Raw genomic sequence first — 8972 nt, forward strand, 5'->3', positions numbered from 1 at the left:
CCGGACTGGGCGGGGCCGCGGCGGATGTTGTCCAGCGTGATGGCCCCGATGAGCATATCGTCGCGCCGCCGGACCAGAAACAGCGGCATGGCCGTCCCGCCGGAGACCGAGCGCTGCGCCCAGTAGACGCGATTGGTAAAGGCCTTGCGGGTCAGATGGTCATCGGCCCAAGCGGGTTCCCACGGGGTGAGATAATCGATGCTGTCGACGCGCAGCGCGGCCCAGGCGCGGAAATCGGCATGGATCGGGGGGCGCAGCGAAAGGCGCTCCGTCTCGATCCGCAGTTTCCGCTTGATCAGCAGCATCAGGCAGCGCGGCGGTCTTGCAACTGGGCGAGGCCGGGGGCGCCATCCACGGGCCCGTAGAGCGCGAGGGCGGCGGGCGCGCCGAGCGCCATGGTCTCGGCGAAGTCGCGCACGTCGCCAGTGGTCACGGCGTCGATCCGGGCGATGGTTTCATCGAGCGGCGGCACGCGGTCCCAGATCTGGACGAGCCGCGCCAGCCGTTCGGCCCGGTTCGACGGGCTTTCCAGCCCCATGAGCAGCCCCGCCTTCATCTGCGCGCGGGCGCGGGCGACCTCTGCGGGGGACATGTCGGCAGCGGCGCGCTTCATCTCGTCGATGGTTATGGTCGCCAGTTCGGGCAGCTGTTCGGCGCTGGTGCCTGCATAGATCGTCATCATGCCGGTGTCGGCATAGGCCCCGGCGGAGGCGAAGATCGTATAGCACAGCCCGCGGCTTTCGCGGATTTCCTGAAACAGGCGGCTCGACATGCCGCCGCCGAGGGCAGAGGCGTAGATCTGCGCGATGTAGATGTCATCGGCCTTGTAGCCCGGCGATTCGAGGCCGAGCGCGAAATGCGCCTGTTCCAGCGGTTTGATCTGCCGGATCTCTCCGCCCCGGAAGCGGGCGGCCTCCACGTCGAACAGGGGCTTGGCGGGCATGTCGCCAAAGAGCTTTTCGGCAAGGCGCACGATTTCGTCGTGATCCACAGCACCGGCGGCGGCGAGGATCATCTGTTCGGGGCCGTAGTGATCGGCGATGAAGCTGCGCAGGTCGTCCCGGCTGAACGAGGAAACCCGTTCGGCGGGGCCGAGGATGCTGCGGCCGATGGGCTGATCAGGATAGGCCTCTTCCTGAAGCCAGTCGAAGATCACGTCGTCCGGGGTGTCCAGCGCCTGACCGATTTCCTGCAGGATCACGCCGCGCTCGGTCTCGATCTCGCTGTCGTCGAGCACGGGGTTGCGCAGGATGTCGGCGATGACGTCGAGCCCGAGCGCCACATCGTTTTCCAGCACCCGCACGTAATAGGCCGTCACCTCGCGGGAGGTATAGGCGTTGATGTAGCCGCCCACGTCCTCGATCGCTTCGGCGATTTGCAGCGACGAACGCGTGGCCGTGCCCTTGAACGCCATGTGTTCAAGAAAATGCGCGATGCCGTTCTGCTGTTGCAGTTCATGCCGCCCCCCGGCGTTCACCCAGATGCCCACGGAGGCGGAGGCGAGCCCGGGCATATGTTCGGTGACGATGCGGAAGCCGTTAGAAAGGCGGTGCTGGTTCAGGCTCATGAAGAGACATGCTCCCTGATGAAGGCGGTAAGCGCGCCGAGGTCATTGTCGATCCGGGTGAACCGTTCCTCGCGCTCGAAAAGGTCGGACATGCGGGGCGGCAGCGCGGGGCGCTGGCCGGTGGCGGCCTCCACCGCGTCGGGGAACTTGGCGGGATGGGCGGTGGCCAGCGTGATCATCGGCGTGTGGGCCTTACGCATCTCCTCCGCCACCTTGATGCCCACGGCGGAATGGGGGCAGACCAGCTCGCCACTGCGTTCCAGCGTGTGGGCGATGGTGCGGGAGGTTTCCTCTTCGCTGGCGCGGCCCGAATCGTAGATCTCCCGCAGGGCCTCCATGGCGCCCTGGCTCACGTCGAAGCCGCCCTTGGCGAGTTCCTCCATCGACTGGCGCACAGCGCCCGCGTCCCGGTCGTAGGCGTCGAACAGCGCGCGTTCGAAGTTCGACGATACCTGAATGTCCATCGACGGGCTGATGGAGGGTTCCACCCCGCCCTTGTGATAGCCCTGCCCGCGCAGGGTGCGGTCCAGAATGTCGTTCTGGTTGGTGGCGACCACGAGCCGGTCGATGGGCAGGCCCATGCGCTTCGCGATATAGCCCGCGAAGACATCCCCGAAATTGCCGGTGGGCACGGTGAAGGAGACGCTGCGGTCCGGCGCGCCCAGCGAGACGGCGGAGGTGAAGTAATAGACCACCTGCGCCAGCACCCGGCCCCAGTTGATCGAATTGACGCCCGCCAGCTTCACCTCGTCCCGGAAGGCGAAATCGTTGAACATGTCCTTCAGCCGGGCCTGGCAATCGTCGAAGTCACCATCGACGGCCAGCGCATGGACGTTGCTTTCGGAGGGTGTGGTCATCTGGCGGCGCTGGACGTCGCTGACCCTGCCATGGGGGTAGAGGATGAAGACATCGACGTTGTCGAGGCCCCGGAACGCCTCGATCGCCGCGGAGCCGGTATCGCCGGAGGTGGCGCCTACGATGGTCACACGTTCGCCGCGCCGGGTCAGCGCCGCCTGAAACATCTGCCCAATGAGCTGCATGGCGAAATCCTTGAACGCCAGCGTCGGGCCGTGGAACAGCTCCAGCAGGAAATGGTTCGGGGCAAGCTGCTTGAGCGGCGCGCGGGCGGCATGGCCGAACCCGGCATACGCGCGGGCGATGATCGCGCGGAAGGCGTCATCGTCGAAGGTATCGCCCACGAAGGGGCGCATGACGGCAAAGGCCGCGTCTTCGTAGCTGGCGCCCGCCAGTGCCGCGATGTCGGCAGGGGACATCTGCGGGATCGATTCCGGTACATAGAGGCCACCGTCCCGGGCGAGGCCGGTGAGCATCGTGTCCTCGAAGGGAAGAACGGGGGCGGATCCGCGGGTCGAGATGTAACGCATCGGGTCTATCAGCTTTCAGAAACAGATGGGCGGCGGCGGCGCAGGAAGGCGACCGTCATGGCGAGCCAGAGGGCGGCGAGGGAGAACCACGTGATCGCATATTGCATGTGATCGTTCGGAATTGCGGCGGTGTCTACCGGCAAAGCGTCAATTCCCGGGAGGGTTGGATCGACCTGCCGCGCCACCACGAGGACCGGGCGGGTCTGGAGAGCCGTGGCCATGGCAGGCACATCGCGGGCGAACCAGATGTTGCGGTCCCGGTCCGGGTCGGGGGTGAAGTTGTCGGTTTCGCGCGGCCATTGCAGGTTGCCGGTTACGGTCAGCGGGCCGTCCGGCAGGGCCGTGTCCTTGGCGGAAGTGGGCAGGAAGCCGAGATCGACCATCAGGGTGTCGCCGGTCTGCGCCTCGAAGGGCGCGATCACCCGGTAGCCTGCGCCGACCTGCTTTTGCGACACGAGGACATGCAGCGGATCCCCGACGATCCGGCCCGTGAGCGTGACGGGCAGATAGGCGTGCGCCTGCGGGTCGGGGGTGGCGGGCAGCTCTACCGGGGCGGCGGCGATGCGCGCGTCGATATCGGCGATGATCGCCTCTTTCCACGCCAGCCGCTGCACCTGCCAGATGCCCAGTGCGACCAGCACGGCGGCGCCGCCCAGTCCGACGATCAGCAGAAAGAGGGTACGGCGCATGGAACCTCGTCCGGCGGAAAAGCAAAGGCGCGCAGGATGCCCCGCGCGCCCGGTGTTTAGTGTGATCGCTCCGTCGGATGCAAGCCCGACGGCAGGGTCAGATGCCCCACATGTAGACGGCGAAGAACAGGAACAGCCAGACCACGTCCACGAAGTGCCAGTACCAGGCGGCGGCCTCGAAGCCGACGTGACGCTCCGGCGTGAAATCGCCCTTGATGGCCCGCACGAGGCAGACGGCAAGGAAGATCGTCCCGATGATCACATGGGCGCCGTGGAAGCCGGTGGCCATGAAGAAGCTGGAATAGAAGACGTCGCCGCCGAAGGTCCAGTCATCATGGACCAGCAGCTCGCGGTATTCATAGGCCTGCAGCGCCGTGAAGAAGATGCCCAGCACGATGGAGATCGCCAGACCGTTGATCAGGTCGCGACGGTTGTTTTCATGCACCAGCGCGTGGTGTGCCCATGTCACGGCACAGCCCGACAGCAACAGGACCAGCGTGTTGATCAGCGGCAGGTGGAAGGCATCTACGGGGTGGATGTCCGGCGGGATGTACTGCGAGCCGACGTATTCGTTCATCGGGTAGAGGGCCTGTTTGAAGAAGGTCCAGAACCACGCGGCGAAGAACATCACCTCGGACATGATGAACAGGATGAAGCCATAGCGCAGGCCGATGCGCACGACGGGGGTGTGATCGCCGATGCGGCTTTCGTCCACCACTTCGGACCACCAGCCGAACATGACGTAGAGCACCGCGACGAAGCCGCCGATGAAGAGGAAGGGCGTCATGTCGTGCATCCACAGCACGCCGCCGATCAGCATGGCGATACCGGCGATGGACCCAAGAAGCGGCCAGCTCGACGGGCTCAGGATATGGTAGTCGTGGTTCTTTGCATGGGCCATTTTTGCGGGTCCCTCACCTTTGTTCATTCAGGTCTTTATCAATTCAGGTCTGTCGTCGCGGCGTCGTCCAGCGCGGCATAGCCTTCGGGCAGGTCGATTTCGTAGAATGTATAGGACAGCGTGATCGTATGTACAAACTTCCCGTCGGGGTCATCGACGATTTCGGGATCGACATAGAAGCTGACCGGCATCTGCACGCGTTCGCCGGGGGCGAGCACCTGTTCGGTGAAGCAGAAGCATTCGATCTTTTCGAAATAGGCGCCCGCGGCATAGGGCGTGACGTTGTAGCTGGCCTGCCCCGCGATGGGCTTGTCGGTGGGGTTGTAGGCTTCGTAATACGCAAGGCCGGTTTCGCCGATGCGCAGTTCCATCTCGCGCTCGACGGGTTTGAACTCCCACGCCATGTTCTGGTTCAGCGAGGCGTCGAACCGGACCTTGATGGTCTTGTCCAGAACCTCGTCCGACGCGGTTTCCACCTGCCCCGGCACGCCGCCGAAGCCCGTGACCCGGCAGAACCAGTCGTAGAAGGGCACCGAGGCCCATGCCAGGCCGCCCATCAGCACCACCACCGATACTGTCTGCACGACCGTCTTCTGGGGACCGGAAAGCGCCATCAGTTGTTCACCTCTCGCTGGGCTGCAGGAAGTTCGAAATCCGTCTGGGTAATCTTGACGTAGGTGAGCGCCATGACCAGCACGACGAAGCCGCCCAGCAGAAGGCCCACGCCCACGTTGCGCCCCTTGCGGCGGCGGTGCAGATCATGTTCGGACCGCAGGCTCATGCCCAGCCTCCCAGACCCCAGGGCCGCAGCGTCGCCTCGGCCAGGATCGCGCCGAAATGCAAAAAGAGATACCACAGCGACAGACGGAAGAACTTGCGCTCCACCGCGTAGTTGTCAGCCTCTGCCGCCGCCTCGTCCCGCTGCCAGATGCGCCATGCGCCCAGCAGGAACAGGGCGTTCAGCACCAGTGCCACGGCAAGGTAGAGCGGGCCGCCGATGGCGGTGAAGCCGGTGCCCACGGCCAGCACGAAGAGCAGCGCGGTATAGATCAGGATCTGGCGGCGCGTGGCCGGACGGCCATGGGTCACGGTCAGCATCGGCACGCCGGCGTCGTCGTAATCGGAGCGCATGAACAGCGCCAGCGCCCAGAAGTGCGGCGGCGTCCACATGAAGATCAGCGCGAACATCAGCCAAGCCTCGACCGAGAAGCTGCCGGTGGCCACGATCCAGCCGATGACCGGCGGAAAGGCCCCTGCGGCACCGCCGATGACGATGTTCTGCGGCGTCCGCCGCTTGAGCCACATGGAATAGAAGACGGCGTAGAACAGGATGGTGAAGAGCAGCATCGCCCCCGCCAGCAGGTTCGCCGCCAGCGCCAGCATCATCACCGACAGGCCCGACAGCGCCACGCCGAGCGCCAGCGCCTCGCCGGGCTGGACCCGGCCCGAGGGGATGGGGCGGCCCTGCGTCCGCTTCATCACCGCGTCGATATCGGCGTCCCACCACATGTTCAGCGCGCCGGAGGCCCCTGCCCCGATGGCGATGAACAGGATCGAGGCAAAGGCGATGACCGGGTTCACCGGCACCGGCGCGGCAAGAAGCCCGACCAGCGCCGTGAACACCACGAGCGACATGACACGCGGCTTCAGCAGGGCGAAGTAATCGCCAAGCTGCGCGTCATATTCCTGCACGGTGTTATTCGTCATGTCGGTCATGCCGTATCCATCCGGATCAAGGGAAATGCGGCGGGGCGAACCCCGCTGCAATCGTTACTTGGACGCCACCGTGATCGTCTGCGGGATGCCGGCGTATTCGGCCTTCGCCCGGCCCAGCCATTCGGCATAGGCCTCTTCGGAGACGACCTTTACGGTGATCGGCATATAGGCATGCGCCTGGCCGCACAGCTCGGAGCACTGGCCGAAGTAGACGCCTTCCTGGCTGGCGTTGAACCACAGTTCGGCCAGGCGACCCGGCACGCCGTCCTGCTTCACGCCGAAGGCGGGAATGGTCCAGGCGTGGATCACGTCGGATGCGGTCACCTGCATGACGACGGTCTTGCCGACGGGAATCACAACGGCGGTGTCGGTGGCGAGCAGGAATTCATCCTCGGAGTAACCCGCTTCCTCAAGCTGGGCGATCACCTCGGGTGTTTTCATGTTCTGGCCGTCCAGCGCCGGGGCGCCGATCATGTAGCTGTCAAAGCCGAAGCCCTCGTCCACATATTCGTAGGACCAGTACCACTGGTTGCCGATGGCCTTGATGGTCACGTCCGCTTCGGGAATTTCCTGTTGGCGGAACAGGATCGGCAGCGAATAGGCCCCGATGAGCACCAGAATCAGGATGGGAATCACCGTCCAGGCGATTTCAACCGGGGTGTGGTGCGTGAAGGAAGCGGCATTGGGGTTGCGCTTCTTGGCGTAGCGGAAGGCGACCCAGAGGATCAGCGCCGTCACGAAGATACAGATGGCGATGATGATCACCAGCAGCAGGTTGTCGAGGAAATGGATATCCTCCGCCACCTGCGTCACGGCGGGCTGAAAGCTCGTCTCCCCGTCCGTTGGCTTCCCGATGATGGGCAGACCGTCGATCCGCAGGTTGTCCTGCGCCATTGCCGGAAGGGCGGCGACAGCGGTCATGAGACCCGAAAGAGTGAAAAGTTGTTTCATAAGTCGTCCTGATCTTGTGACCATTGCCATGCGATTGACGCCCGGGGCGGACGGCGAGCCGGTCCGGGCGTTGTAATCTCGATGCTTACAATCATATTCTGTGTTCGAGATAAAGACACCTGCTTGCGTCAAACGGACGCGAATCGCGTTTTCTTGCCGCGCACGAAGGACCTGCCACCATGAGCGACGACGCCTTTTCGCCCTTTTCGGGCCTGCTTGACCGTGAAACCGCCCTTGCCACCCTGCGCGAGGCGGTGGCCGGTGCCGACGACGGGGAGCTGTTTTTCGAGCGGCGCCGTTCGGAGGCGCTGATGTTCGACGACGGGCGGCTGAAGACGGCGAGCTACGACGCCTCGGAGGGATTCGGCCTGCGCGCGGTGCGCGGCGAGGTCACGGGATACGCCCATTCGACCGAAATTTCCGAACGCGCCCTGCGCCGGGCCGCCGAAACCGCGCGTCTTGCGGTGGCCGAAGGCGGCGGCACGCTGGCCGATGCCCCGCTGGCGACCAACCGGAGGCTTTACACCGATGCCGATCCGATCGCCGGGGCGGCCTTTCCCGTGAAGGTGGAGACCCTGCGCGAAATCGACGATTTCCTGCGCGGGCTGGACGCCCGCGTCGTGCAGGTCAGCGCCTCCATCGCCGCCTCTATCCAGGAGGTCGAGATCCTGCGCCCCGAGGGGCTGAGCACCCGCGACACCCGGCCGATGACGCGGATCAACATCTCCGTCATCGTGGAGGAGGACGGGCGCCGCGAATCCGGTTCCGCCGGGGGTGGCGGGCGCATCGGCCTCAACGGGCTGATGGAGCCGGCCGACTGGCAGGCCCGCGCCCGCGAAGCCCTGCGCATCGCCTGCGTGAACCTGCGGGCGGAGCCTGCGCCCGCCGGCGTGATGGACGTGGTGCTGGGGCCGGGCTGGCCCGGTATCCTGCTGCACGAGGCGATCGGCCACGGGCTGGAGGGGGATTTCAACCGCAAGGGATCGAGCGCCTTTGCCGGGCTGATGGGCCAGCGCATCGCGGCCCCCGGCGTCACCGTGCTGGACGACGGCACGATCCCGGACCGGCGCGGTTCGATTTCCGTCGACGACGAAGGCACGCCGTCGGCCCGCAACGTGCTGATCGAGGACGGCGTGCTGGTGGGCTACATGCAGGACCGTCAGAACGGGCGGCTGACGGGCGGCGGCTCCACCGGGAACGGACGGCGCCAGAGCTTTGCCCATGCGCCGATGCCGCGGATGACGAATACCTACATGCTGGGGGGTGACAGTTCGCCCGCCGATATCCTCGCCGACCTGAAGGACGGGATCTATGCCGTGGGCTTCGGCGGCGGTCAGGTTGACATCACCAATGGCAAGTTCGTCTTTTCCTGCACCGAAGCCTACCGGGTGAAGAACGGCAAGGTGGGGGCCCCGGTCAAGGGCGCCACGCTGATCGGCGACGGGGCGACCGCGCTGCAGCAGATCCGCGCCATCGGCAATGACCCCGCGCTCGATCCCGGTATCGGCAACTGCGGCAAGGCGGGGCAATGGGTGCCCGTGGGCGTGGGCCAGCCGACGCTGATGATCGGCGGGCTGACGGTGGGCGGCTCCGCGGCCTGACGGCGGCGGGGCGCGGTGCGCGAGTATCGCCGCGCCCGAAGCTCTTGAGCGAAATACGTCTTTTTTCCTTCACCTGTTGTTAACCGGAATCGCCCGATGGTGAAGGTGCAACGGACGGAGAACAGGGATGACTGAAAGGACGACGCATCCTTCTTCCACTCA

The 8972-nt window shown here is 65.3% G+C and carries 10 protein-coding genes; 1 reads left to right on the forward strand and 9 read right to left on the reverse strand.

The genetic code is table 11. From position 1 onward, the window contains the following. From A3764_RS10755 to coxB, 9 genes are all read right to left on the reverse strand, one after another. Positions 1-305: GNAT family N-acetyltransferase (locus A3764_RS10755; protein ID WP_150122140.1), on the reverse strand; the 305-nt coding region annotated here is incomplete at its 3' end. Continuing rightward, positions 305-1567: a M16 family metallopeptidase gene (locus tag A3764_RS10760; protein WP_067920792.1), complete on the reverse strand. Its 1263-nt coding sequence runs from the start codon at positions 1565-1567 to the stop codon at positions 305-307. The genes A3764_RS10760 and A3764_RS10755, both read right to left, overlap by 1 nt. Beyond that, a complete protein-coding gene (gene thrC / locus A3764_RS10765) occupies positions 1564-2952 on the reverse strand; it encodes a threonine synthase (protein WP_067920790.1) in 1389 nt (462 codons plus the stop codon). Before thrC ends, A3764_RS10760 begins: the two co-directional genes overlap by 4 nt. An 8-nt stretch (positions 2953-2960) precedes the next feature. Next, entirely contained in the window at positions 2961-3641 is a 681-nt protein-coding gene (locus A3764_RS10770; protein WP_067920788.1) for an SURF1 family protein, read from the reverse strand. Between the two features lie 97 nt (positions 3642-3738). Next, positions 3739-4542: a cytochrome c oxidase subunit 3 gene (locus A3764_RS10775; RefSeq protein WP_067920796.1), complete on the reverse strand. Its 804-nt coding sequence runs from the start codon at positions 4540-4542 to the stop codon at positions 3739-3741. Positions 4543-4580: 38 nt separating this feature from the next. Continuing rightward, entirely contained in the window at positions 4581-5156 is a 576-nt protein-coding gene (locus tag A3764_RS10780; RefSeq protein WP_067920786.1) for a cytochrome c oxidase assembly protein, read from the reverse strand. Continuing rightward, positions 5156-5323: a cytochrome C oxidase assembly protein gene (locus A3764_RS10785; RefSeq protein ID WP_067920784.1), complete on the reverse strand. Its 168-nt coding sequence runs from the start codon at positions 5321-5323 to the stop codon at positions 5156-5158. Before A3764_RS10785 ends, A3764_RS10780 begins: the two co-directional genes overlap by 1 nt. Then, positions 5320-6258, reverse strand: a complete 939-nt coding sequence (gene cyoE, locus A3764_RS10790) for a heme o synthase (RefSeq protein ID WP_067920782.1) — start codon at positions 6256-6258, stop codon at positions 5320-5322. Before cyoE ends, A3764_RS10785 begins: the two co-directional genes overlap by 4 nt. Positions 6259-6312: 54 nt before the next feature. Further along, positions 6313-7209 (reverse strand): cytochrome c oxidase subunit II, encoded by an 897-nt coding sequence (gene coxB / locus A3764_RS10795; protein WP_067920780.1) that lies wholly within the window; start codon positions 7207-7209, stop codon positions 6313-6315. A gap of 179 nt (positions 7210-7388) precedes the next feature. On the opposite strand from coxB, the gene tldD reads away from it, so the two are divergent. Then, complete coding sequence (gene tldD, locus A3764_RS10800) at positions 7389-8810, forward strand: metalloprotease TldD (protein ID WP_067920778.1); 1422 nt, start codon at positions 7389-7391, stop codon at positions 8808-8810. Positions 8811-8972 lie beyond the last annotated feature (162 nt).

Origin of the sequence: Sulfitobacter sp. HI0129 (assembly GCF_001635395.1) — a bacterium.
GTDB lineage: Bacteria > Pseudomonadota > Alphaproteobacteria > Rhodobacterales > Rhodobacteraceae > Sulfitobacter.

Bases quoted from the DNA above. Each gene is read 5' to 3' on its own strand.
- A3764_RS10760 (WP_067920792.1), bottom strand. From the start codon at position 1,567: ATGAGCCTGAACCAGCACCGCCTTTCTAACGGCTTCCGCATCGTCACC.
- thrC (WP_067920790.1), bottom strand. From the start codon at position 2,952: ATGCGTTACATCTCGACCCGCGGATCCGCCCCCGTTCTTCCCTTCGAG.
- A3764_RS10770 (WP_067920788.1), bottom strand. From the start codon at position 3,641: ATGCGCCGTACCCTCTTTCTGCTGATCGTCGGACTGGGCGGCGCCGCC.
- A3764_RS10775 (WP_067920796.1), bottom strand. From the start codon at position 4,542: ATGGCCCATGCAAAGAACCACGACTACCATATCCTGAGCCCGTCGAGC.
- A3764_RS10780 (WP_067920786.1), bottom strand. From the start codon at position 5,156: ATGGCGCTTTCCGGTCCCCAGAAGACGGTCGTGCAGACAGTATCGGTG.
- A3764_RS10785 (WP_067920784.1), bottom strand. From the start codon at position 5,323: ATGAGCCTGCGGTCCGAACATGATCTGCACCGCCGCCGCAAGGGGCGC.
- cyoE (WP_067920782.1), bottom strand. From the start codon at position 6,258: ATGACCGACATGACGAATAACACCGTGCAGGAATATGACGCGCAGCTT.
- coxB (WP_067920780.1), bottom strand. From the start codon at position 7,209: ATGAAACAACTTTTCACTCTTTCGGGTCTCATGACCGCTGTCGCCGCC.
- tldD (WP_067920778.1), top strand. From the start codon at position 7,389: ATGAGCGACGACGCCTTTTCGCCCTTTTCGGGCCTGCTTGACCGTGAA.